Genomic DNA, 23,195 nt, shown 5'->3' with positions numbered 1-23,195 from the left:
GTTCAGGGGGCTTGTGCAACCCCCCGACACATCCTGGCCTACCCCGCGCGGCAACACAGGCTATGCTCCATTCGCTAAATGTCCGTCAAAAGGAAAAGGGCCCCGACATGCGCATTCTCATTACCGGTGGCGCCGGTTTTATCGGTTCTGCTCTGGTACGTCACCTTATCCAGCACACCGAGCATGAAGTGCTCAACCTCGACAAACTCACCTACGCCGGCAACCTGGAATCGTTGACCAATATCGCGTCCAATAGCCGCTACGAGTTCGTCCAGGCCGACATCATCGACCAGGCCACCGTCAGCGCCGTGCTCGCGCGCTTCGAGCCACAGGCGATCATGCACCTGGCGGCCGAGTCCCACGTGGACCGCTCCATCGACGGCCCGTCGGACTTTATCCAGACCAATATCGTCGGCACCTACAGCCTGCTGGAAGCCGCCCGGGGTTATTGGCAGACCCTCGATCCAGCGGCGAAAAACGCATTCCGCTTCCACCACATCTCCACCGACGAGGTGTACGGCGACCTGCACGGCGTGGACGACCTCTTCACCGAAACCACGCCCTACGCACCCAGCTCGCCCTACTCCGCGAGCAAGGCCGCATCCGACCACCTGGTGCGCGCCTGGCAGCGCACGTATGGCCTGCCGGTGCTGCTGACCAACTGTTCAAACAACTACGGGCCGTACCATTTCCCCGAAAAACTCATCCCGCTGGTGATCCTCAACGCCCTCGCGGGCAAGCCGTTGCCGGTCTATGGTGATGGTTTGCAAGTGCGCGACTGGCTGTTTGTCGAAGACCACGCGCGGGCGCTGCTCAAGGTGGTGACGCAAGGCGTGGTGGGCGAGACCTACAACATCGGCGGCCACAACGAGCAAAAGAACATCGATGTGGTGCGCAGTATCTGCGCCCTGCTGGAAGAACTGGCGCCGCAGCATCCGGCCGGCGTGGCGCACTACGCCGACCTGATCACCTTCGTCAAAGATCGCCCCGGCCACGATCAGCGCTACGCCATCGATGCCGGCAAGATCCAGCGCGAACTGGGCTGGGTGCCGCAGGAAACCTTTGAAACCGGTCTACGCAAAACCGTGCAGTGGTACCTGGATAACCTGGAATGGTGCCGCAGGGTCCAGGACGGCAGTTATCAGGGTCAACGATTGGGCAACACCGACATGAGGGATCTGATCGCATGATGAAAGGAATCGTACTGGCCGGTGGCTCCGGCACGCGTCTGCACCCCATCACCCTGGGCGTGTCCAAACAGCTGTTGCCGGTGTATGACAAGCCGATGATCTACTACCCGATCTCGGTGCTGATGCTGGCCGGCATCAAGGACATCCTGGTGATCTCCACCCCGGCCGACCTGCCGCAATACCGCAACCTGCTGGGTGACGGCAGCCAGTTCGGCGTCACGTTCAGTTACGCCGAACAACCGTCGCCGGACGGCCTGGCGCAAGCGTTCCTGATTGGCGAAGAGTTCATTGGCAGCGACCCGGTGTGCCTGATCCTCGGCGATAACATCTTCCATGGGCAAAGCTTCAGCGCGCAGTTGCACGCCGCGGTACAGCGCGGCAAAGGCGCCACGGTGTTCGGCTACTGGGTCAAAGACCCGGAACGCTTCGGTGTGATCGACTTCGACAGCGAAGGCCGCGCCCTGTCCATCGAGGAAAAACCGGCGGTGCCCAAGTCCAGCTATGCGGTCACCGGCCTGTATTTCTACGACAACGACGTGATCGAGATCGCCAAGGCGGTCAAGCCGTCGGCCCGTGGCGAGCTGGAAATCACCGACGTCAACAATGCCTACCTGCGTCGCGGCGACTTGCAGGTGGAACGCTTTGGCCGTGGCTTCGCCTGGCTCGACACCGGCACCCACGACAGCCTGCTGGACGCCTCGCAGTACGTGCAAACCATCGAGCGCCGCCAGGGCTTGAAGGTCGCGTGCCTCGAAGAAATCGCCTACGCCAGCGGCTGGATCGACCGCGAGCACTTGCTCGAACGGGCCAAGTATTTCGGCAAGACCAGTTATGGCCAGTACCTCTACTCGCTGGCGGGAGACAACCGGTGAACGTGGTCGACACCGCGCTGCCCGGCGTACTGATCCTTGAGCCCAAGGTATTCGGTGACGAACGCGGTTTTTTCTACGAAAGCTTCAATGCCCGGGCCTTTGCCGAGGCCACCGGGCTACAGCGCGACTTTGTGCAGGACAACCACTCACGTTCGCAAAAAGGCGTATTGCGCGGCCTGCACTATCAGCTTGAGCACACCCAGGGGAAGTTGGTGCGCGTCACGGCCGGCGAGGTGCTGGACGTGGCCGTGGACATCCGCCGCAGCTCGCCGAATTTCGGCCAGTGGGTCGGCGTGCGGCTGTCGGCGCAGAACCACCGCCAACTGTGGGTGCCGGAAGGCTTTGCCCATGGTTTTGTGGTGCTGAGCGATTACGCCGAGTTCCTGTACAAGACCACCGACTATTACCAGCCGAGTGCCGAGCGCAGCATCCTGTGGAATGACCCGACGCTGGCCATCGACTGGGAGCTGAACGAGGCACCGCAGCTGTCGGCCAAGGATCAGGCGGGCAAATTGCTGATGGAAGCCGACCTGTTCCCATGAAAATCTTGATTACCGGCCAGCACGGCCAAGTCTCCCAGGCGCTGCAACAGCGACTCCAGGGTTTGGGCGAACTCATCGTGCTCGGCCGCGACCGACTGGACCTGGCCAACCCCGAGCACATCCGCCAGCAAGTCCGCGCCCACCACCCCGACCTGATCATCAACGCCGCCGCCCACACCGCCGTGGACCTTGCCGAAAGCGAGCCGGACGCCGCGTTCGCGATCAACGCCATCGCCCCCGGCATCCTCGCCGAAGAAGCCAAGGCCCTGGGCGTGCCGTTGATCCACTACTCCACCGACTACGTGTTCGATGGCAGCAAACCGGCGCCGTACACCGAAAGCGACACCCCGAACCCGCTGAGCGTCTACGGCCAAAGCAAACTGGCCGGTGAGCGGGCGATTGTGGCGGTGGGCGGTGAGTACCTGATCCTGCGTACCAGCTGGGTGTATTCCAACCACGGCAAGAACTTCCTGCTGACCATGCAGCGCCTGCTGCAAGAGAAGCCGCAGATGCGCATCGTCGCCGACCAGATCGGCGCGCCGACCTGGGCCGGCAGCATCGCCCACAGCACCCGCGCCCTGATCGAGCGCTGGCAAGCAGGCGCCGCAGGGGAATGGGGTGTCTATCACCTGACCGCCCAAGGCGAAACCTCATGGTTCGGCTTCGCCCAGGCCATCGCCCAACAGCTACGCGCCGAGGGCAAGGCCTGCGCCGAACTGGAGGCGATCCCCTCCAGCGCCTACCCCACACCCGCCCAGCGCCCGCTGAACTCGCGCCTTGATTGCAGTCGCCTACAACAGCAGTGGCACGTCAGCCAACCCCACTGGCAAGACGCATTGCGCGAGTGTCTTGCCGCGCAGCACTAGGCATAATGCGCCTGTACCCACAGGCGCCCGACTCCCATGACTCCAACCCTCCCGCGAAGACCCCGCTGGCGCAGCCTCGCCCTGTTGGCGTTGTGCCTGGCGCCGCTGCTATGGCCGCTGGAGCATCTGGCCGAGCGTTATTACCGCAACGAGCTGGCCGGGCAGAACCGCCAGACCCTCGACCTGTACGTCGCCAACCTGCTCGGCACCCTGCACCGCTTTGAGGTACTGCCGCAGATCCTCGGCGACCTACCGGCCCTGCGCACGGCACTGGACGCGCCGCAGGTCAGCACCAACCTGACCAACGCCAACCAGTTGCTCAAGGACGTCGCCGCCCAGGCCGGGGTGGAGGTGATGTACCTGATGGACACCCATGGCAAGACCCTAGCCGCATCGAACTGGGATAAACAGGACAGTTTCGTCGGGCGCAATTTTTCCTTCCGGCCGTATTTCAGCGAAGCCATGGCTGGGCGCCTGGGGCGGTTTTTCGGCCTGGGTACCACCTCGGCCAAACGCGGCTACTTCTTCGCCGCCGCCGTGCGCGATGGCGATAACATCATCGGCGTGCTGGTGGTCAAGGTCGACCTGGACCACACCGAAAGCCTGTGGGGCAACACCCCGGAACAACTGCTGGTGACCGACCACAACGGCGTGGTGATCCTCACCTCACGCCCGCAATGGCGCTTCCGTGCGACCCGCCCGCTGACCGCCGAAGAACGCCAGGCGATCATTGCCATCCAGCCTTACCCGACCCGCGACCCACAGCCGCTGACCCTCAGTTCCACAGCCTGGCTGCGCCAATCCACGGCGATTGCCGAGACCGGCTGGAACGTGGAAATCCTCGCGCCGCAATCCTTGATCAACCGCCCGGTGCGTACCGTGGTCGCCGTCGGCGGTGCGACGTTGCTGGTGTTGATGCTGTTGCTCGGTTTGATGATGCAGCGCCGCCGCCACTACCTGGAACGCATCGCCTTCGAAGCCAAGGCGCGTCGCGAGCTGGAAGCGCGGGTGGTCGAACGGACCAGCGACCTCGAGGGCCTGAACCGACGCCTGAAACAGGAAGTGCTGGAACGCGAACAGGCGCAGCAGGAACTGGTGCGCGCCCAGGATGACCTGGTGCAGGCGGGCAAACTGTCGGCGCTGGGCACCATGTCGGCAAGTATCAGCCACGAGCTCAACCAGCCGTTGGCGGCAATCCGCAGCTATGCGGAAAACGCCGAGATCCTCCTCGACCACCAGCGCACCGACGATGCGCGCGGCAACCTCAAGCTGATCAGCGAACTGACCGGGCGCATGGCCTCGATTATCGCCCACCTGCGCGCCTTTGCCCGCCGCGACCGGCATGCCCCGGAAAGCGTCGGCCTGCAACCTGCGCTGGACGATGCCCTGGCCTTGCTGGCCAAGCGGCGGCGCTCGATGGAAGTCGAGCTGATCCGCGACATGCCCGAGGCGACGTTGTGGGTACAGGCCGGCGAAACCCGTCTGCGCCAGGTGCTCGGCAACCTGCTGGCCAACGCCCTCGACGCCCTCACCGAAAAAGGCCCGCCGCGCAAACTCTGGCTGAGTGCCGAAACCACCGAACAGGGCGTCAACCTGTACATTCGCGACAACGGCCCGGGCTTTTGCATGGAAGCCCTGGGCCGCGCCAGCGAGCCGTTCTACACCACCAAGACGCGTACCCAGGGCCTTGGCCTCGGCCTGGCGATCTGCGACACCTTGATGCGTGCCTTTGGCGGCGAACTGCTGTTCGCCAACCACAAGGAAGGCGGCGCGCTGTTAACCCTGAAATTGCGTGCCGGCTCGCCGGGCGTCAGTCTGCAACCGTCCGAGGACCGCAGCGTATGAGTATCGACAACGGGATTCAGGTGGTGTTGATCGACGACGATCCACACCTGCGTCAGGCCCTGTGCCAGACCCTGGACCTGGCCGGGCTGAAGGTCCTGCCCCTGGGCGAAGCCAGCGGCCTCACCGCGCGCCTGTCGCGGGATTGGCCGGGGGTGGTGGTCAGCGACATCCGCATGCCCGGCATGGACGGCCTGGAGCTGCTCGCCGAACTGCACGGCCAGGACCCGGACCTGCCGGTGCTGCTGATCACCGGCCATGGCGACGTGCCGCTGGCGGTGCAGGCCATGCGTGCGGGCGCCTATGATTTCCTCGAAAAACCCTTCGCCAGCGACGCCCTGCTCGACAGCGTGCGCCGCGCCCTGGCCCTGCGCCGCCTGGTGCTGGACAACCGCAGCCTGCGCCTGGCCCTCAGCGACCGCCAGCAACTGAGCACGCGCCTGGTGGGCCACTCGCCGCAAATGCTGCGCCTGCGCGAGCAGATCGGCGCGCTGGCGGCGACCAAGGCCGATGTGCTGATCCTCGGCGAGACCGGCGCCGGCAAAGAAGTGGTCGCGCGGGCGCTGCACGATCTGTCCAGCCGACGCAGCGGGCCGTTTGTGGCGATCAACGCCGGCGCCCTCGCCGAGTCGGTGGTCGAAAGCGAGCTGTTCGGCCACGAGCCTGGCGCGTTTACCGGCGCGCAGAAACGCCGGATCGGCAAGTTCGAATTCGCCAACGGCGGCACGCTGTTCCTCGATGAAATCGAAAGCATGAGCCTGGATGTGCAGGTCAAGTTGCTGCGCCTGCTGCAAGAGCGCGTGGTGGAACGCCTGGGTGGCAATCAACTGATCCCGCTGGATATCCGCATCATCGCCGCCACCAAGGAAGACTTGCGCCAGTCTGCCGACCAGGGCCGCTTCCGCGCCGACTTGTATTACCGCCTCAACGTCGCCTCGCTGCGCATCCCACCCCTGCGCGAGCGCGGTGAAGATGCGTTGATGCTGTTCCAGCACTTTGCCGATGAAGCCAGCAGCCGCCATGGTCTGACCCTGCACGAGTTGCAACCGGGCCAGCGTGCGCTGCTGCTGCGCCACAGTTGGCCGGGCAATGTGCGTGAGTTGCAGAACGCCGCCGAACGCTTTGCCCTCGGGCTGGAGTTGGCGCTGGACGCCACGCCGGACAATCCCTTTGCCAGCGTTTTGACCTCCACGTCGGGCGGCTTGAGTGAGCAAGTCGAGCAGTTCGAAAAAAGCCTGATCGCCGCCGAACTGACCCGCCCCCACAGCTCCATGCGCAGCCTCGCCGAAGCCTTGGGCGTGCCACGCAAAACCTTGCACGACAAACTGCGCAAGCACGGCCTGAACTTTGCCAACCAAAGTGGTGACGACGAATGACCCACGCCAGAGATCACCTGGAATCCGTGCTGCACCACGACATCCCCCTGACCCGGGAGATGGGCCTCACAGTGCGCGACTGGCAGCACGGGCAGCTGCAATTGCACCTGCCGTTGCAGGCCAATATCAACCACAAGAGCACCATGTTTGGCGGCAGCCTGTATTGCGGCGCGGTGCTGGCGGGTTGGGGCTGGCTGCACTTGCAGCTACGCGAAGAAGGGATTGAAGACGGGCATATCGTGATTCAGGAGGGGCAGATCAGTTATCCGTTGCCCGTTACCCGGGATGCGGTGGTGGTGTGCCAGGCGCCGGAAGAGAAAGTGTGGAAGCGGTTTGTGGCGACGTACAAGCGTTACGGCCGCGCAAGGTTGATGCTGGAGACGTGGATTGTGAACGAGGGCAGTGAAGACCGCGCGGTAACCTTCACTGGCCAATACGTCCTGCACCGCTGAAAGCCTTCACACAAAACTACTGTGAAAGGGGTTTATGTGGGAGCTGGCTTGCCTGCGATGCAGGCGCCTCGGTCTGTCAGTTAAACCGCAGTGATGCCATCGCAGGCAAGCCAGCTCCCACACAAGCCAGCTCCCACATTGATTTATGCAAGTCTCAGGAGCGTGCCAACGCCAGTAAACGTTCGCGCCATGCCGCCTTCGCCGGCAACGCCAAAAAGAACGGATTCAACAACGATGCCCGCGCCGGATAACTGAACGGCACACCGCTCAACTCCAACACCTCACCACCCGCACCTTCCAGCACACCCTGGGCCGCGGCGGTGTCCCACTGCGACGTCGGCGCCAGGCGTGGATAGCAATCGGCGCTGCCCTCCGCCAACAGGCAGAACTTCAACGAGCTGCCGATATTCGCCAGTTTCAGCTCGCCCAAGCCTTCGCTCAAACCTGCCAGCAAACGCTCCTGCTCCGGGCTGCTGTGGCGCCGGCTGGCAACCACGGTGAACGCTTCACCCGCCGCCGGGACCGTGCGCACCTGGATCTGCTTCGGCGCTTCGTTCATGTCCGAACGCCACGCCCCCAGGCCCGCACCGCCGAAATAACACCGCCCACTGGTGGGCATCGACACCACGCCAAACACCACGCGGCCCTGTTCGATCAAGGCGATATTGACGGTAAATTCTTCGCTGCCGGCGATAAATTCCTTGGTGCCATCCAGCGGATCAACCAGCCACCAACGCTGCCAACCTGCGCGGATGCTCTGGTCGATATCGGCATCTTCTTCGGACAGCACCGGGATACTTGGGTCCAGCGCGGTCAGCCCGGCGAGGATCAGATGGTGCGCCGCCAGGTCGGCCGCCGTCACCGGCGAGTCATCGGCCTTGGCTGTCACGGCCACATCGGCGCGCCAGTACGGCAGGATCACTTCGCCGGCTTGACGCGCCAGCTCGATCACCGGGGCGATAAACGGGTGGCCTAAAAACAATTCGCTCATGCGTCAAACGCTCCACGCTGGGTCAACAGGTCTCGTACCAGATACAACGCGGCCAGGGCACGGCCTTCGCTGAATTGCTCGTTTTGCGCAAGCTGCGACAGCTCGCGCAGGTTGACCTTGTCCACGCGCATCGGCTCAGGCTCATCGCCTTCGAGGCGTTCTTCGTAGAGGTCGGTGGCCAGCACCACCTGGATTTTCTGGCTCATGTACCCCGGCGACAACGACAGTTCGGTAATCAATTCCAGCTGACGTGCGCCGTAGCCCGCTTCTTCCTTGAGCTCCCGTTCGGCCGCCGCCAGGACGTCTTCACCGGGCTCGATCAGGCCCTTGGGCAGGGACAGTTCATATTCATCGGTGCCGCCGCAGTACTCTTCCACCAGCACCGCATGCTCGTCATCGAGCATCGCCACGATCATCACTGCGCCGTAGCCGGCACCGCGGCCCACCAGGCGTTCGTAGGTCCGCTCAACGCCATTGGAGAAACGCAATTGCACGGCCTCCACGCGGAACAAACGGCTACTGGCGACTATTTCGCGGGCGAGGACGGTGGGTTTCTGGCGCATAAGCGGCTCCTTGGCGTGATCGGGTTACTATACCGTGGCTTTTCCGATTGTTTGTGTCGGATATTTTTACTTACATGAGACCGCCCCATGCCCTCTTTGCCCTGGCACGCCATCGACACCGTCCTGCTGGACATGGACGGCACCTTGCTCGACCTGCATTACGACAACCATTTCTGGATGGAACACCTGCCGCAACGCTACGCCGAGTTGCACGGGGTAAGCCGGGCCATGGCCGAGATGGAATTGCAGCCGCTGTTCGAGCGTAACGCCGGACAGTTGCAATGGTATTGCCTGGATTTCTGGAGCGCCGAGCTCAAGCTCCCGGTGCGCGAACTCAAGCTGGAAACCGCCCACCTCATCGCCCTGCGCCCGGATGCCGACACCTTCCTGGCGGCGATCAAGCAGGCCGGCAAGCGCGTGATCATGATCACCAACGCGCATCGTGATTCGCTGTCATTGAAGTTGGAACGCATTGAACTGGCGCCGTATTTCGAGCGGTTGATCAGCTCCCACGACTACGGTTTCGCCAAGGAAAACCCGCAATTCTGGGATGCCCTGCAAGCCGATATCGGCTTCGACCCGGCGCGCAGCCTGTTTATCGACGACACCTTGCCGATTTTGCGCAGTGCGCGGGTGTTTGGGGTGGGGCATTTGTTGGCGGTGAAAGAGCCGGATAGCAAAAAAGGGCCAAAGGACACCGCAGAATTCGAAGCAGTTGAAGACTACCGAGAACTCCTTGCCGGACTCTGACCCAATGTGGGAGCGGGCTTGCTCGCGAATGCGGTGGATCAGTCAATTGATCTGGTGACTGACACTCCGCCTTCGCGAGCAAGCCCGCTCCCACATTTTGGTCCGCGTGTTACTCAGGAATACGCAGCGTCTGCCCTGGGTAAATTTTGTCCGGGTGTGACAACAGCGGCTTGTTCGCCTCGAAAATCTTGTTGTACAGATTGGCGTTGCCATACACCGCCAGGGAAATCGCACTCAGCGTGTCGCCCTTCTTCACCACGACAAAACGCGCGGCAGCCACCGCTGGGCCCGACACTGTGATCTGATCATCCACACTGGCCACACCGGCAATATTGCCCAACGCCAGCAGGATCTTCTCTTTCTCTTCCTGGCTGGCCACTTCACCAGTCACGGTCACCTTGTCGCCATCCACCGTGGTCTGCACATTCGGATTCCCCAGACCGACCTTGGACACGTGGTCCTTCAACTGCTCACTGGCGTTGGCATTACCCGGCGTCAACAGGTCGACAATCTTTTCGCCGGCTTCCTTGATAAAGCTGAAAATGCTCATAGTGCGTTCTCCTTGGGATTTGAGTTCCAGATGCCCAAGACTAGACCAGTCCCACGGATTTGGGTTCCAGCCCGGCCAAAGACCCAAACGCGCTAGAATCCCCCCGCCATTGGAATAAGCCCTGGAGCGAAGATGGACATCAAACAGCTGAAATTCCTCATCGCCCTCGACGAAACCCGTCACTTCGGCCAAGCCGCGGCACGTTGCCACATTACCCAGCCGACCCTGTCGATGCGCCTGCGCAGCCTTGAAGAAGAACTGGACCTGCCGTTGGTCAACCGCGGCCAGCGCTTCGAAGGGTTTACCGCCCCCGGTGAACGCGTGCTGGCCTGGGCGCGCACCGTGCTGGCTGCCTACGACGGCTTGCAGGCCGAAGCCGCCGCCTGTCGCGGCAACCTGGTCGGTACGTTGCGCCTGGGTGTGGTGCCGCTGTCGAGCTTTGATCCGCTGGCCCTGATGCAACAACTGCATAAAGAGCACCCCAGCCTGCGCTTTGAGTTGTCGGCGCTCAGCTCCGAGCAAATCCTTGAACAGCTGGCGAGCAATCGCCTGGACCTGGGCGTGTCCTACCTGGAGCGCCTGGACAATGAACGCTTCGATTCGCTGGCCCTGGGCGAAACCCGTATGGGCCTGCTCTACGACCAGCGCTTCTTCAGCTTTGGCGATAAACCCCTGAGCTGGGAGGCCCTGACGGAATTGCCCTTGGGCATGCTCACCAGCGGCATGCACTTTCGCCAATCCATCGACCACAACTTCCACAGCCGTGGGCTCAACCCGCAACCGCTGCTGCAAACCGACGCCGTCCATCAGTTGTTACAAGCTGTGCACGGCGGCCTGTGTTGCGCGGTGATGCCACTGGACGGTGGCCTGGACGCGCTGACCGAGCATTTGCGCCTGCAACCGATCGAAGACGCCCACACCCTGGCGCGCCTCGGGCTGATCATGCGCCGCAGCGCACCGCGTTCGGCGTTGGCCGAGGCGTGCTTCGCGCTGTTTCAGAAATCGCAAAACCCGTCTTGATCGACGTCATCTATCGGTAGATCAGTACTGGCAATTAGACGCGACGCTTTGTCGCGCCTAGTCTAAACACTGATCAATCCGCCGGTGGTATTGCCCCATGAACGCCAAGCGTCCAGTCTGCGCGGCGCCCGCCCTTGATACACCCGCGCCGGCCGCCAGCCAGAGCTATCAGTTTTGCAATCTCGAACACACCGAAGTCGCCAGCACCGCGCTGGCGGAAGAAGTGGCGTTGGCGATTGCCTATAACGACATCAGCCAGGCAGTCATGCTGGTGACGCCCACCGACCTGGAAGACTTTATCGTTGGCTTCAGCCTCGGCAGCGGCATTATCGCCGACGTTAGCGACATTTATGACCTGAAACTCAGTGGTTCCGGCTCAGCCCAATACGCCCAGGTGCAGATTTCCAGCCGTGCGTTCTGGAACCTCAAGCAGCAGCGCCGCCAGTTGGCCGGTACCAGCGGCTGTGGCCTGTGCGGCGTGGAAGCGGTGGAACAAGCCCTGCCTGACCTGCAAGTGCTGCCTGGCGCACCGCTCCCGCCCGCCGAATGGCTCGACGGCCTGCGCCAGCGCATCAGCGCGTTTCAACCTCTGGGCCAGTACAGCGGCGCCGTGCATGCCGCCGTGTTTATGAACAACCGAGGCGAATTGCTGCTGGGCCGCGAAGACATCGGCCGGCATAACGCCCTGGATAAATTGATCGGCGCGCTGATCCGCCAAAAGATTCCGACCGACGGCGGCCTGGCGATTGTCACCAGCCGTTGCAGCCTCGAGCTGATCCAGAAAGTCCTGCGCGCGGGCATCCAGACCCTGGTCAGCCTGTCGTCGCCCACCGGCCTGGCCCTGCAATGGGCGCGCCGGCATAACCTCAATCTCATCCACCTGCCGCAGAAAAGTGCGCCGCGGGTCTACAGCCCTGCGATGGAGAACCAGCCGTGAGCAATCATAACCAAGCCGACCAAACCCCAACCCCACGCTACAAACCCTACAAAGGTGCGGCCGGCGGCTGGGGCGCGCTGATCAGCGTGGCGCAGGCCTGGCTGACCAGCGACAACGCCCTGAAAAACCTGCGCATGATGCTCAAGACCAACCAGAACGGCGGCTTCGACTGCCCGGGCTGCGCCTGGGGCGACTCGCCGGAAAGCGGCATGGTCAAGTTCTGCGAAAACGGCGCCAAGGCGGTCAACTGGGAAGCCACCAAGCGCCGTGTGGATGCGGCGTTTTTCGCCAAGCACAGCGTCACTTCGCTGATTGCACAAAGCGACTATTGGCTGGAGTACCAGGGTCGCCTCACCGAGCCGATGCGCTACGACGCCGAAACCGACCGCTACCAGCCCATTAGCTGGGAAGCCGCGTTCGACCTGGTGGGCAAGCACCTCAACGCCCTGCCCAGCCCGGACATGGCCGAGTTCTACACCTCGGGTCGCGCCAGCAACGAAGCGGCGTATCTGTATCAACTGTTTGTGCGTTCGTTTGGCACCAACAACTTCCCGGATTGCTCGAACATGTGCCACGAAGCCAGCGGCGTCGCCCTGGCGCAAAGCGTGGGCGTGGGTAAAGGCACCGTGACCTTTGACGATTTTGAACATGCCGACGCCATCTTCGTCTGGGGCCAGAACCCCGGTACCAACCACCCGCGCATGCTCGAACCGCTGCGCGAAGCGGTCACACGCGGCGCCCAGGTGGTGTGCATCAACCCGCTGAAAGAGCGCGGCCTGGAACGCTTCCAGCACCCGCAGCACCCGCTGGAAATGCTCACCAACGGCGACAAGCCGACCAACACCGCCTACTTCCGCCCGGCGCTGGGTGGCGACATGGCCATCCTGCGCGGCATGGCCAAGTTCCTGCTGCTGTGGGAACGCCAGGCCCAGGCCGAAGGCAAGGAAGCCGTGTTTGACCACGCCTTCCTCAACGAACACACGGTCAACGTGTTGGATTACCTGGCCAAAATCGACGACACCTCCTGGGATGAAATCGTCGAACAGTCCGGCCTGACCCTGGTTGAGATCGAGCAAGCGGCGCGCATGTACGCCAAAGGCAAGAACGTGATCATGTGCTGGGCGATGGGCATCACCCAGCACCGCCACTCGGTGCCGACCATCCAGGAAATCGCCAACCTGATGCTGCTGCGCGGCAACATCGGCCGCCCCGGCGCCGGCCTGTGCCCGGTGCGTGGCCACAGCAACGTGCAAGGCGACCGCACCATGGGCATCAACGAACGGCCACCGGTGGCGTTCCTCGACGCGCTGGAGCGTCGTTTCCAATTCCAGGTGCCGCGCGAAAACGGCCACAACGTGGTGGAAGCGATCCACGCCATGCTCGAAGGCCGCTCCAAGGTGTTTATCGGCCTGGGCGGCAACTTCGCCCAAGCCACGCCAGACAGCCCGCGCACCTTTCAAGCACTGCGCAACTGCGACCTGACCGTGCAGATCAGCACCAAGCTCAACCGCAGCCACCTGATGCACGGCAAAGACGCGCTGATCCTGCCGTGCCTGGGCCGCACCGACATCGACATCCAGGCCGATGGCCCGCAAGCGGTGACGGTGGAAGACTCGTTCAGCATGGTCCACGGTTCCAATGGCCAGTTGCAGCCGCTGTCGAAGCTGATGAAATCCGAACCCGCCATCTTGGCCGGTATCGCCGCCGCTACCTTGGGTAGCAAGCCGGTGGACTGGAACTGGCTGGTGGCCGACTACGGGCGTATTCGCGACCTGATCGCCGACACCATTCCAGGCTTCAAGGACTTCAACGAGAAGATCAAAAACCCGGGCGGTTTCTACCTGGGCAACGCCGCCGGCGCACGGCGCTGGAACACGCCTTCGGGCCGCGCCAATTTCCGCGCGAACATCCTGCCCAAGGACCTGATCCACGAACGCACCCACGCCACGGGCCGCGTGCCGGACCTGATCATGCAGTCGATGCGCTCCCACGATCAGTACAACACCACGATTTATGGCCTGGACGACCGCTACCGTGGGGTCAAGGGCCAGCGTGACGTGTTGTTCGTCAACGAAGCCGACATCATCCGCCTGGGCTTCAAGCCGGGGCAGAAGGCGGACATCGTGTCGCTGTGGGAAGATGGCCGTGAGCGCCGGGTGAAGGGCTTCACCCTGCTGGCGTTTGATATTCCGGCGGGGCAGGCAGCCGCCTACTACCCGGAAGTGAACCCGCTGGTGCCGCTGGAAAGCACGGGGGATGGCAGCCATACGCCAACGTCGAAATTCGTCGCGATCCGTTTGGAAGCCGCAAGTGACAACGGCTTGATCATGGCGCGCACGGCGTAGATCTGCGGGCACAAAAAAGGCCGCTTTTGCATAAAAGCGGCCGTTCCGAAGAGCTAAAGACCCACCAAACCGACTTAAGTTCCCTAGCTAAAACAATAACTTAGCTAATTGTGCACAACTCGTGTTACTGGTCGGATTTCTATTGTCACAATGTCGATACAGCCTCAGGATCGCGCCGTCATCCCCTTGAGGTTTCCCTGAATGAAGTTCTCCTCGATTCTCTTGTTGTCCCTTGGCCTGGTCAGTGGCGCAGCCATGGCCGGTGGCACCACCGAAGCCGGTGTAGGCGGCGCATTGGGCGGGGTTCTAGGTTCGGTTGTTGGCCAGCAGCTCGGCGGCAACACCGGCTCGACCATCGGCGCAGCCCTGGGCGGCGCAGGTGGTAGTGCGGTCGGTGCCGACAAACGCAGCCGTGGCGAAGCGGCCATTGGCGGCGCATTGGGCGCAGCCGGCGGTAACGTGGTCGGCCGCAGTGTCGGCGGCAGCACCGGCAGCCTGATCGGCGCAGCCGCCGGCGGTGGTGCAGGTGGTGCGCTGGGTAACTACATGGGCAACAAGAGCGACGACGATGATCGCCGTTCGCGCGACAACCGTCGTTACGATCGTGATGACCATCGTGGCCGTGGGCATGCTTACGGGCATCGCAAGAACAAGCATCACTACCGTCACCGGTAAGATCTAAAGCACACCACAGACCCAATGTGGAATGGGCTTGTGTGGGAGCGGGCTTGCTCGCGAATGCGGTGGGTCAGTCACTGATGTGTCGTCTGATACTCCGCATTCGCGAGCAAGCCCGCTCCCACATTTAGTTCTGCGGTGCTTATGGGGTCGGCTCAAACCACCAACCGCTGCAACGCCTCGCGCAACACCCCCGCAATCGCCACCGGCTGGTTCGACCCGCGCTCCACAAACACATGCACAAAGCGCCCCGCCGCGCAGGCGTCGTCTTCGCCCGCCTTGAACACTGCCAACTCGTATTGCACTGAACTATTGCCCAACTTGCCCACCCGCAGGCCGATATCAATGCGCTCGGGAAAGGCGATCGACGCAAAGTAGTCACACGCCGAGCTCACCACAAAGCCCACCACCTTGCCGTCATGAATATCCAGACCTCCCTGCTCGATCAGGTAGGTGTTCACCGCCGTGTCGAAGAAGCTGTAGTAGGTGACATTGTTCACATGCCCATACACATCATTGTCGTGCCAGCGCGTGATGATCGGCTGGAAGTGAAGGTAGTCGGCACGTTGTGGCACTGAGTCGGGCATCGGGCGCATCTCGTGTAGGGGGTTTAAAGGTCCTGCAAATGGGCTTCGGCCCATTCGCGTACCTCGGCATACGGATAGTCTTCCAGCGCAGCAAAACCCGGAATACCCCGCGCCTTCAACTTGGTAAACAACGGCACGCTGATCCCGCCGAGGAACCGCGTCAGGCGTTCCGCTTCGGGCAGTTGCCCGGTGTGCTGATGATGCCTGTGGATAAAATCACCGCACAGCCCCATGAAGTTTTTATCCACAAGCGGCGGCAACGCTGGCGGCGCCGGCAAGTGCGCAACATCACCATGGCAGACCGAGCAATGCCCGCAGCGCAGCGGCGCGTTTTCATCGCCAAAATATTGCGCCAGGCGCTGCCCCAGGCAGTGCTCGGTGGCGAACAGGTCGAGCATGGCGTGAATCCGCGCCACCTCGCCGACCTCATGTCGCTTGAAGCCTGTGTATAACTCGGCGCTCATCACCTGTGGATCAAAATCCGTGTCCAGCAGGTTGTAGACCTCGGTCATCTGCTTGCTTTCCAACTCGATCAGGCCCTGTTCCTGGAAGTAATCCAGGGCTTTCACCACGCGGTCGCGTCCGGCGTTGTGCTGTTGATACAGCGCCTCGAAATCCACCGTGGCCCAGGTCCTGGCACGCTTGCACACCTCGACGATCGCCGCGACAAACTGCTGCCGCTCGCCGCTAAACCTTGCCAACAACGCATCGGGCTCGATCAGGTACTTGAAGCGGTATTCCGCATAAAACGCGTAGCGTGGCGCAATCACACCCTTGAGCTCCAACTGCACCAACAGCGTCTTCAGCGGCAGCTCGCGGATGTTGCTGTGGTCCGACAGCGAGCGCAGCAGAAACTCCCACTGCCCCTCACCCCGCGCCGCCTGCAACTCCTCCAGCACACGGCGAATGCCGTCCTGCTCCGGCGTATCGCCATACACGAAGTTTTCCAGCACGTTGAGGCTGTCGCGGTTGGCCAGCACCAGGCAATCGGACGGCTGCCCATCACGCCCCGCGCGGCCGATCTCCTGGCTGTAGTTCTCGATGGATTTGGGCAGGTCGAAGTGCACCACATTGCGGATATCACTCTTGTCGATGCCCATGCCAAACGCGATGGTGGCGACGATGCAATTGGAACGCCCACCCATGAAGCGCTGCTGGATACCCTCGCGTTTATCGTGAGGCAGGCCAGCGTGATAGGCCTCAGCCTGGATGCCATTGCGATTGAGGTGCTCGGCAATCTGCTCGGCGGTTTTTTGCAGGGTCACGTAGACGATGCTCGGCTGGTTCGCCCGCTCGCTCATCCACTGCACCAGGCGTCGGCGCTTGTCCGCCCCACTGACTGGCTCCACCAGCAAGTTGAGATTGGGCCTGTAGAAGCCTGTGGTGACCACATCGTCCGGCGCGATGGCGAACTTCGCCTGCATGTCGGCAATCACCTCTGGCGTTGCTGTAGCCGTCAACAGCAAGGCTTGTGGGATATTGAACTGACGCTGGTAGTCCGGCAGCTTCAAATAGTCCGGGCGGAAGTTGTGGCCCCATTCGGAAATACAGTGCGCCTCGTCCACCACCAACAGCGAAATCTGCACGCTTTGCAGGAAGTTGCGAAAGCGCTCGTTCTTCAAGCGCTCCACGGAAATCATCAGGATCTTCAACTCCCCCGAACGCGCACGGGCCATCACGTCATTGGCGTCTTCGCGGCTCTGCGCCGAGTCGATGCTGCCCGCTGAAATGCCATGGTGTTGCAGAAAACCCAACTGGTCCTGCATCAACGCCAACAACGGCGACACCACCAGCGTCAGGTGCGGCAGCAGCACTGCCGACAGTTGGTAGCACAGGGACTTACCCGAGCCGGTGGGGAAAATCGCGGCCGCAGAACGGCCGGCCAGCACGGCGCTGACCGTTTCTTCCTGGCCCAAACGAAACTGTGGATAACCAAAGACCTGCTGAAGGGTTTCGTGCATGGAACTGTCACTCCGTTGACCGCTGAACACGTCAAAAACATAGACCAGCGGCCTGGAAAAAGTCGGGGATATAACGCTACAAACTGATACAGAGAAAACCAGCAGACCCGCGCAAAAACGCAGACAGTAGCACGCTTGATCACCTACCCCGACAAGGAGTCGTGAATGCCTCAATGCCACCATCCCAAGCCCATGCTGTCACTGCAACGCCTCGGCCTGCTCGCGTTGCCTTTGATTCTGCTCGGTTGCACTACACCGCCCAAACCCCTGCCTGCCGCCCCGGACACCCGCACCTTCGAAACCCACGAATACCTCGCGGAAAAAGCCCTGCCCATCGTCAAGGCCTCGGCCCTCTACGCACGGGGCGGCACCGGCCAGGGCGTGAAAGTGGCGCTGATCGACTCGGGCCTCAACCAGGGGTTGCCCGAATTCCACGATCGAGTGGCCGACCCAGGCTACGACTTTGTCCGCCAACAACCTGGCACGGTGGATATCAAGGGCCATGGCACGCAGATGGCCGGCATTCTCGCCGCCAACAAGAATGACCAGGGCATGCATGGGATTGCCTTCAACGCACAGCTCATTCCCATGCGCTTTGGCGATGACAAGGAGCCGTTCTACTTCGACAGTGAAATCGCCCAGGCCTGGTCCCTCTCATACGCCAAAGGCGCACGCATTTTCAGCAACTCATGGGCAAACCCCATCGAAGCCAACACCAATGAAATCCCCGTGTATGAACGCTTGATGGGGGACTCGCTGAACGTGGCGAAAAAGCTGGTGGCAGAGGGTGCAGTGTTTGTCTTCTCCACGGGCAATGAAATCAAGCGTGAGCCCCTGGCCGAGCCTGGCCTGCCAACGCTGGTACCCGAACTGGAAAAAGGCTGGATTGCCGTGATGGCGCTCAAGAACGACGGCACGGCCATCAATCTCAAATCCAATTATTGCGGCCTGGCTGCACGCTGGTGCATCGCCGTGCCGGGTGGCGATGGTGGCGCAGGGTTGTTGACCACTCACAAAGACGGCAGCTATGGACCAACCGCCGGCACCTCGCCAGCCGCTGCATTGGTCAGCGGCGCACTGGCCGCGTTACAAAGCCGCTTTCCTGAAATGACGCCACAACAGGTCCGCGAGCGCTTGCTCAACACCGCCAATCGAACAGGCATCTACGCCAACAGCGAAGCCTATGGGCGCGGGTTGATGGACCTGGAAGCGGCCTCACGCCTGTAACCGCCGCCCAAACAAACAACGCGCCACCAGGGCGCGTTGTCGATAAAGCGTAGGGCGTTGACGATCAGCGGTTTTTCACACGCTCAATCGCCGTGTCATACACCGGATTGGCCTTCTGCTCCTTGGCCAACTGGTAGTGACGCAACGCATCCTGGAACTGCCCGGCCGCTTCATAGATCCGCGCAATGTTGTAGTAAGACCCGGCACGCACGGTTGCAGCATTCGCGCCCGACGCCAAAGCGATGGCCTTGCGGTTGGCCCAGATCGACTCGGCAGTGTTGCCGGCCTTCTGATAGGCCAAGCCCAGGTTGCCGTAAGCCTTGCCGAAGCTGTTATCCAGATCGATAGCCTGGCGGAAGTAGTCAATCGCCTGGTCCAGGTTACCCGCCTGGTAGGCCGCTTCACCTTTCAGGTTCAGCTTCTTCGCATCAGCCTGTACGGAAGAGCTGACGACCACTTCGGTGACGGCCACGCTGTCGTCCAGCAACGGTTTGACTTCGTTCAGCACATTCGCCGCATCCACGGTGACGCCGGTGAAGCTGTTGATGTCCTGGAAGTCGCCGCTGCCGGTCATGCGAAACACGGTCCACAGGTTGCCAGTGCGGTTTTTCGGTACGTAGTAAGTACGTACCAGGGATTGCCCCATGTACACGAACACCTTGGCTTCGCTGTCGGACAGCTGGCTCGAATTCGGGTAGGACTGGTTGGAGTAGTCATGCACGGCATACACGTAGCTTTCGCCGTAGTGTTTTTTCTGCAGGGTGATGGTTTCCGGGCCGTAGCTGTCGGTGTCATCCACGTCCAACTCGGCATCAGTGCCCTTTTTGCTGGCGTAGTAGATGTTGTTGCCCGGGAAGATCATGTGGGAGTCGAGATCGGAAGGGTTGCGACCCCAGGTCAGCACGACGCGCAGTCCGTCGAGGTTTTCCATTACCGGGCTGATCGCGTAGGTCATGCCCTTGCACGGGCACTTCACCACCAGGTTGGAATAGCCAGGTTTTTTGATGATCAACAGGCTACTGCCATCATCGGCGGCTGCGCTGGTGAGGACCACCTGGCCTTGGGCGTTGGTGCGGCCCACTACGTTTTGTGCGCCGTTGCGTTGCAGCAGCACTTCGGCGTCGGCGATTTTCTGGTCCTTGACCACTGCGCTGAGCACTTCAATCGGCAACTGTTCGGCCTGGACTGAAAACGCTACTGCACACAATGACATCGCCGAGGCGACACGAAGCAAACCCATGCTTAACTCCCTTTAAGTAGTGGGCGGAATCGCCCTACAAGATTTTGCGCTGCAACATACGCTGAATTCAGCGAGCTGGCAGTTTTTTTGTACAAAATGTGACGTGGTTTTTATCGCGCCTGCCCTTGGAAGCATTGCGCTACAATCAAGCCTTGCCACCCAGGAGTACGCTGCAATGAGCGAACTGACGTTTGAGCAAAAACAGGATCATTACCACAAGATACGCCGGTCCAATTACCTGGCCAGCCTGCGCCTGGAAGGGTTCGATACCCAACCGGCCGACGTCGACAAACCCTTGCCGACCCGCGAAGCCGTCCTTGCCAAGTACCGCGACACCCCACGCTGATGCTCGACAAATATGGAGTGGGCCAGGACCCGTACTGCTATCCCGGTAGCAGCGTGCTGCGCAACCGCCTCGATTTGCACGACGAAGCCCGCCTGCACCAGGCTGAGCGGGAACTCTCCGAAATCGCCGTAGGCAACCTCCCCCTCTTCCCACCGCCCTACGACCTCGATCGCCTGCAATACATCCACCGCGTCCTGTTCGGCGACCTCTACGACTGGGCCGGCGAGCTGCGCAGCGTCAATATCCAGAAAGGCGACACCCTGTTCTGCACCCCGGAACGCATCCCACCGGAAGCGGCGAAAATCATCGGGCATATGGAAGCGGCCAACTGGTACGTGGGCGCGACTCAGGCCGAGCTGATAACGCAGATTGCCGAGGCGTACGGCGACCTCAACGTCATCCACCCCTTCCGCGAAGGCAACGGCCGGGCACAGCGAATCTTGTTTGAACAGATCATTGTGAATGCGGGGTTTTCAGTGAACTGGTGGCTGGTGAAACACGCCGCCTGGGTACCGGCGAATATTGATGCGGTGGCGTGTGATTACCGCGGTTTGGAGGCGATTTTTGAGCGGTGTATCAGCAGGCCTGCCAGCAGTTGATCGCTCCCAGCCACACCGCTGAACCTGTGGGAGCTGGCTTGTCGAGTCGTCGCACCGCTGCGATCGCGGTGTATCAGCCGATAATTCCCTACCTGACCCACCGCCATCGCGGGCAAGCCCGGCTCCCACAGTTGGCGCGTTTTTCCTGTGAAATCACTGCCAAGCTGCCAACGCCGGCCGCCGCTGTAAGAAACCTCCAAACACCGTGACATCCACGTCTGAAACTGCTTAAAACACTCACGCGCCCCTCTACAAAACCCATATTCGCCTGTCCGAAACTAGCGCCCTTTCCACGGCCTGGACAACACCCTATGAACATCGAAAGGACTCAATACATCGGCCACTACGGCGTCACTTTCACCGTGCTGCGCGTTACCGTTTTACCTGCCGATCGGAACGCGCTGGCAAACCTCTGCCTACTAGAAGCTGGCGCGTCCGCAAATGAGGTCCGCCAACAACTGGTGGATCTCTACGGAAAAATGCTTGCTCGTGATTTGCCTTGCATGATGACTATCGCGATCACCAAACCGCTAACCCGACAGCAGGCGGACCTGTTCAATGAGCGCGGGACCATCATCGCTTTGTTGCTAGCGGGGGCTTTCAGCGCGCCAATTCACCCATTTTCAAAACCCGTGGCACGCGCCGCTGCCACAACGGTGGGAGTAATCACCAAAAGCTTCATTCGCACCTATCACGCAAGTGATGTGGTTATTGGAATTGAAGCGCAGGTCGAAGGTGGGATAGGCCCCCAGCGCTCCATGTCTGCAATGGTTATCCCATTCATGGGGGGCATCACCCAATGATGGAGTACCTGCAGTGGCTGATTTTTATCGTGCTGAACGTTGTCATCGACAACAAAATACGCGCGCAAAGCCTAAGGAAGTATGTCGGTTTGTCTCTGCTAGCCACAGGGCTAGCCTGTGCAATATGGCTCCCTTACTGGGCACACGAAGCCCAGTTGCCCAGCGTGCCGATAGGTGCAGTCCTATTAGGTTCGGGACTGTTCCTGGACCGACACCGCTACAATCGAACCCAATCCGCTCACCCACTGCTTGTGGCACCCACGCTTAACTTGGCCGCCGATTTCCCAGACGACCTCCTCATGCTTCATCTTCTGCAACTCATACATGAAGATGTGGGCCTGCCCAAGCACCAGGCCATTAACCTCAATACCTCAATCAACCACGACCTCGGCTGTAGCAGTAGCGAGGCCAGACGATTGATGGCAGCGCTGAAACAAGATTTCGGTTTGAAACTCGGTGACTATAAAAGCAACCGCTACTTCAAGCGCCGAGGTTTCGACGTCTATTTGCGATATGTAGAAAGAGGGTGCGAAGGCAAGACGCCACTCACCATCAACATGCTCTACCAAGCCATCAAAGCCAAACGCTGGGACTCTGAGACGCTCGAAGCAATCGGTTACCCGTCGTCATGAGTATCTATCTGCAAACAGCCTTTTTCCTCGGCCTTTACTTGCTGCTGCATCTACAAATCACAGACCCCACCCTCAGAAAGCGTTTCGCACTCACATTTCTCGTGACCGGGCTCACTTTGACGTTCCTACTACCCTACGTGGCGGTGATTCTCAGAATGCCCTTCCTACCTGTCTTCGTATTCTTGATAGGCTTGGCACTCTTCATCACCCGCAACAAATACCGCCTGCAAAGCGACCATCCCCCTCACCCACTCCTGCGTGCCCCCACCATGAACCTCGCCGCCGACTTCCCCGAAGACCTCGCCATGCAGCAACTCCTGCAACTGCTGCACGAAGAAATCGGCCTGCCGAAACACAAGACCCTGCGCCTGCAAACCTCGATCAACTTCGACCTCGGTTGCGACGGCGCGGAGGCCAAGCAGTTCATGGAAGCCGTGGAGGAGGAGTTTGCCCTCGATATGGGCGACTACGACGCCTATCGTTACTTCAACCCGCCGGTGTTCGATGTCTTCCTGAAGCACCGCGCCAAGGGTCGCGGCGACAAAATCCCGCTGACCATCGGCATGTTGTACCTGGCGATCAAAACCCACAGCTGGGACACGCAAACCCTGGAAAACCTCAGCTGACCTCAACAACACAGAGCACTTACTGTGGGAGCGGGCTTGCTCGCGAAAGCGGTGGGTCAGTCACTGAATTTATATCTGACCCACCGCATTCGCGAGCAAGCTGAACTGGTCAAGTAATCTTGGACACCGATTAAGGTTCATGCCGCCAACCTTTCCTTCGCGACCGGCGACCGGTAGTCGTTGTAGCTGTGAGGCCTGCT

At 61.1% G+C, this 23,195-nt stretch carries 24 protein-coding genes; 18 read left to right on the top strand and 6 right to left on the bottom strand.

Annotated elements, in window-relative coordinates:
- Positions 1-107 precede the first annotated feature (107 nt).
- From rfbB to ACZRMO_RS27800, 7 genes are read left to right on the top strand one after another with little or no spacing between them, the layout of a single operon-like run.
- A complete protein-coding gene (gene rfbB, locus ACZRMO_RS27830; RefSeq protein ID WP_463974990.1) occupies positions 108-1,190 on the top strand; it encodes a dTDP-glucose 4,6-dehydratase in 1,083 nt (360 codons plus the stop codon).
- Positions 1,187-2,062 (top strand): glucose-1-phosphate thymidylyltransferase RfbA, encoded by an 876-nt coding sequence (gene rfbA, locus ACZRMO_RS27825; RefSeq protein WP_463974989.1) that lies wholly within the window; start codon positions 1,187-1,189, stop codon positions 2,060-2,062. The genes rfbB and rfbA overlap by 4 nt, the downstream gene beginning before the upstream one ends.
- Complete coding sequence (rfbC, locus tag ACZRMO_RS27820; protein ID WP_463974988.1) at positions 2,059-2,604, top strand: dTDP-4-dehydrorhamnose 3,5-epimerase; 546 nt, start codon at positions 2,059-2,061, stop codon at positions 2,602-2,604. Before rfbA ends, rfbC begins: the two co-directional genes overlap by 4 nt.
- Positions 2,601-3,470, top strand: a complete 870-nt coding sequence (gene rfbD, locus ACZRMO_RS27815) for a dTDP-4-dehydrorhamnose reductase (protein ID WP_463974987.1) — start codon at positions 2,601-2,603, stop codon at positions 3,468-3,470. The genes rfbC and rfbD overlap by 4 nt, the downstream gene beginning before the upstream one ends.
- Before the next feature lie 36 nt (positions 3,471-3,506).
- A complete protein-coding gene (locus ACZRMO_RS27810; RefSeq protein ID WP_124526190.1) occupies positions 3,507-5,315 on the top strand; it encodes a sensor histidine kinase in 1,809 nt (602 codons plus the stop codon).
- Positions 5,312-6,688 (top strand): sigma-54-dependent transcriptional regulator, encoded by a 1,377-nt coding sequence (locus tag ACZRMO_RS27805; RefSeq protein ID WP_124526191.1) that lies wholly within the window; start codon positions 5,312-5,314, stop codon positions 6,686-6,688. Before ACZRMO_RS27810 ends, ACZRMO_RS27805 begins: the two co-directional genes overlap by 4 nt.
- Positions 6,685-7,140 carry a YiiD C-terminal domain-containing protein gene (locus tag ACZRMO_RS27800; RefSeq protein ID WP_463974986.1) on the top strand — a complete coding sequence of 152 codons (456 nt, stop codon included), beginning with the start codon at positions 6,685-6,687 and terminating at the stop codon, positions 7,138-7,140. Before ACZRMO_RS27805 ends, ACZRMO_RS27800 begins: the two co-directional genes overlap by 4 nt.
- A 154-nt stretch (positions 7,141-7,294) precedes the next feature.
- Here ACZRMO_RS27800 and cysQ read toward each other — a convergent pair whose 3' ends face one another.
- Both cysQ and nudE read right to left on the bottom strand, forming a co-directional pair.
- The gene (gene cysQ, locus ACZRMO_RS27795) at positions 7,295-8,131 is read right to left on the bottom strand and encodes a 3'(2'),5'-bisphosphate nucleotidase CysQ (RefSeq protein ID WP_463974985.1); all 837 of its coding nucleotides are present in this window, start codon (positions 8,129-8,131) and stop codon (positions 7,295-7,297) included.
- Positions 8,128-8,694 (bottom strand): ADP compounds hydrolase NudE, encoded by a 567-nt coding sequence (gene nudE, locus ACZRMO_RS27790; protein ID WP_124526194.1) that lies wholly within the window; start codon positions 8,692-8,694, stop codon positions 8,128-8,130. The genes cysQ and nudE overlap by 4 nt, the downstream gene beginning before the upstream one ends.
- A gap of 87 nt (positions 8,695-8,781) precedes the next feature.
- On the opposite strand from nudE, the gene yrfG reads away from it, so the two are divergent.
- Entirely contained in the window at positions 8,782-9,444 is a 663-nt protein-coding gene (yrfG, locus tag ACZRMO_RS27785) for a GMP/IMP nucleotidase (protein WP_463974984.1), read from the top strand.
- 109 nt (positions 9,445-9,553) lie between these two features.
- Here the strand turns inward: yrfG and lysM are convergent, their stop codons facing one another.
- Positions 9,554-9,994 carry a peptidoglycan-binding protein LysM gene (lysM, locus tag ACZRMO_RS27780; RefSeq protein WP_159932444.1) on the bottom strand — a complete coding sequence of 147 codons (441 nt, stop codon included), beginning with the start codon at positions 9,992-9,994 and terminating at the stop codon, positions 9,554-9,556.
- A gap of 132 nt (positions 9,995-10,126) precedes the next feature.
- Between lysM and ACZRMO_RS27775 the strand changes: the two genes are divergently transcribed.
- The 4 genes from ACZRMO_RS27775 to ACZRMO_RS27760 all read left to right on the top strand — a co-directional run bounded on the left by ACZRMO_RS27775 (position 10,127) and on the right by ACZRMO_RS27760 (position 14,971).
- Positions 10,127-11,014, top strand: coding sequence for a LysR family transcriptional regulator (locus ACZRMO_RS27775; protein WP_017737568.1), 888 nt, complete (start codon positions 10,127-10,129; stop codon positions 11,012-11,014).
- Positions 11,015-11,111: 97 nt separating this feature from the next.
- The gene (fdhD, locus tag ACZRMO_RS27770; protein WP_463974983.1) at positions 11,112-11,951 is read left to right on the top strand and encodes a formate dehydrogenase accessory sulfurtransferase FdhD; all 840 of its coding nucleotides are present in this window, start codon (positions 11,112-11,114) and stop codon (positions 11,949-11,951) included.
- On the top strand, positions 11,948-14,296 hold the full coding sequence (locus ACZRMO_RS27765) for an FdhF/YdeP family oxidoreductase (RefSeq protein WP_463974982.1): 2,349 nt from the start codon (positions 11,948-11,950) through the stop codon (positions 14,294-14,296). Before fdhD ends, ACZRMO_RS27765 begins: the two co-directional genes overlap by 4 nt.
- Positions 14,297-14,497: 201 nt before the next feature.
- Positions 14,498-14,971: a glycine zipper domain-containing protein gene (locus tag ACZRMO_RS27760; protein WP_017737565.1), complete on the top strand. Its 474-nt coding sequence runs from the start codon at positions 14,498-14,500 to the stop codon at positions 14,969-14,971.
- A 158-nt stretch (positions 14,972-15,129) separates the two neighbouring features.
- Here ACZRMO_RS27760 and ACZRMO_RS27755 read toward each other — a convergent pair whose 3' ends face one another.
- Both ACZRMO_RS27755 and ACZRMO_RS27750 read right to left on the bottom strand, forming a co-directional pair.
- Positions 15,130-15,561 (bottom strand): acyl-CoA thioesterase, encoded by a 432-nt coding sequence (locus ACZRMO_RS27755; protein WP_463974981.1) that lies wholly within the window; start codon positions 15,559-15,561, stop codon positions 15,130-15,132.
- Between the two features lie 23 nt (positions 15,562-15,584).
- A complete protein-coding gene (locus ACZRMO_RS27750; protein ID WP_463974980.1) occupies positions 15,585-17,522 on the bottom strand; it encodes a RecQ family ATP-dependent DNA helicase in 1,938 nt (645 codons plus the stop codon).
- A 165-nt stretch (positions 17,523-17,687) separates the two neighbouring features.
- Here ACZRMO_RS27750 and ACZRMO_RS27745 point away from each other — a divergent pair, with 165 nt between their 5' ends.
- A complete protein-coding gene (locus ACZRMO_RS27745) occupies positions 17,688-18,749 on the top strand; it encodes a S8 family peptidase (RefSeq protein WP_463974979.1) in 1,062 nt (353 codons plus the stop codon).
- Between the two features lie 64 nt (positions 18,750-18,813).
- Here the strand turns inward: ACZRMO_RS27745 and ACZRMO_RS27740 are convergent, their stop codons facing one another.
- Positions 18,814-19,989, bottom strand: coding sequence for a tetratricopeptide repeat protein (locus ACZRMO_RS27740; protein ID WP_124526201.1), 1,176 nt, complete (start codon positions 19,987-19,989; stop codon positions 18,814-18,816).
- Between the two features lie 175 nt (positions 19,990-20,164).
- Between ACZRMO_RS27740 and ACZRMO_RS27735 the strand changes: the two genes are divergently transcribed.
- From ACZRMO_RS27735 to ACZRMO_RS27715, 5 genes are all read left to right on the top strand, one after another.
- Positions 20,165-20,335 carry a YhfG family protein gene (locus ACZRMO_RS27735; RefSeq protein ID WP_017737561.1) on the top strand — a complete coding sequence of 57 codons (171 nt, stop codon included), beginning with the start codon at positions 20,165-20,167 and terminating at the stop codon, positions 20,333-20,335.
- The gene (locus ACZRMO_RS27730) at positions 20,335-20,934 is read left to right on the top strand and encodes a putative adenosine monophosphate-protein transferase Fic (protein WP_463974978.1); all 600 of its coding nucleotides are present in this window, start codon (positions 20,335-20,337) and stop codon (positions 20,932-20,934) included. Before ACZRMO_RS27735 ends, ACZRMO_RS27730 begins: the two co-directional genes overlap by 1 nt.
- A 311-nt stretch (positions 20,935-21,245) precedes the next feature.
- Entirely contained in the window at positions 21,246-21,737 is a 492-nt protein-coding gene (locus ACZRMO_RS27725) for a hypothetical protein (protein WP_463974977.1), read from the top strand.
- Positions 21,734-22,369, top strand: coding sequence for a DUF1493 family protein (locus ACZRMO_RS27720; RefSeq protein WP_463974976.1), 636 nt, complete (start codon positions 21,734-21,736; stop codon positions 22,367-22,369). Before ACZRMO_RS27725 ends, ACZRMO_RS27720 begins: the two co-directional genes overlap by 4 nt.
- A gap of 269 nt (positions 22,370-22,638) precedes the next feature.
- On the top strand, positions 22,639-22,995 hold the full coding sequence (locus tag ACZRMO_RS27715; protein ID WP_124526206.1) for a DUF1493 family protein: 357 nt from the start codon (positions 22,639-22,641) through the stop codon (positions 22,993-22,995).
- The last annotated feature ends 200 nt before the right edge of the window (positions 22,996-23,195 follow it).

Source organism: Pseudomonas sp. B611 (assembly GCF_055407965.1).
The sequence above is the reverse complement of the archived record's forward strand: the minus strand, read 5'-3'. Positions and strand labels throughout refer to the sequence as shown.